The sequence below is a fragment of the Variovorax sp. 10N412 genome (assembly GCF_056394985.1).
The window spans coordinates 1-770 of the sequence record NZ_JBFTIO010000049.1; the positions used below are offsets into that span (position 1 = coordinate 1).

Here is a 770-nt window from a genome sequence, read left to right on the forward strand (position 1 = left end):
GCGTGGCGAATGCCGAAGTCGTAGCCGGTCGAAGAACGCGGCACGCCCGAGAAGCCCACGCCCGCGCTGCCGTAGCCCGTGGTGCTCGCCGAGACCAGGCTGCCGGTGTAGCTGGCGTCGTTGCGGTTGTTCACCCGCGCCACCGTGGCGTACAGCGCCGTGCGCTTGGACAGGTTGTGCACGTAGCCGATGGCCAGCTTCTGCGCGCGCGGGTCTTCGCCCGTGATGCCGGCCGCGCCCTCGTTGTAGCGAACCACCGAGTACGACGCGCGGATCAGGCCCGCCCCCACCGGCACGGTCGCACCGATCAGGTAGCCGTTGTAGGTGTCGTGCGTGTTGCCCAGCGCCGTGTCGAACTTGTTCTGCACGTTCGACAGCTCGCCGAACAGCTTCACCGGGCCGAAGTCGTACGACGCGCCCAGGTTGATGGTCTGCACCTTGCGCTCCAGCGTGGCGGTGTCCACCGCCACGCTCTGGCCCACGCCCAGGGCCACGTCCAGCGGGCCGTTGGCATAGCCGAAGCGCCCGCCCACGTAGCGGCCCGCGCTGCTGCTGCTCGCAGCCGTGGTGCTGGTGGCGTCGGTGCTGGTGTTCTCGTGGAAGCTGTACTGCAGCTGGCCGTAGAAGCCGCCCAGGTTCGGCGGCAGGAAGTAGCCCACCGAGTTGCTTGCGCGCGCATAGTTGGCGTTGTTGATGGTGCTGTTGCCGCTGACGGTGCTGATCACGTTGGTGCCCGAGCCGTTGGTGCCGAACGGGTCGAACACGGTGTC

General features: G+C 68.2%; 1 protein-coding gene. It reads right to left on the reverse strand.

The window, feature by feature from the left end:
- On the reverse strand, window positions 1–770 hold a 770-nt coding region (locus tag AC1DJH_RS33075), incomplete at both ends, for a porin (protein WP_478188611.1).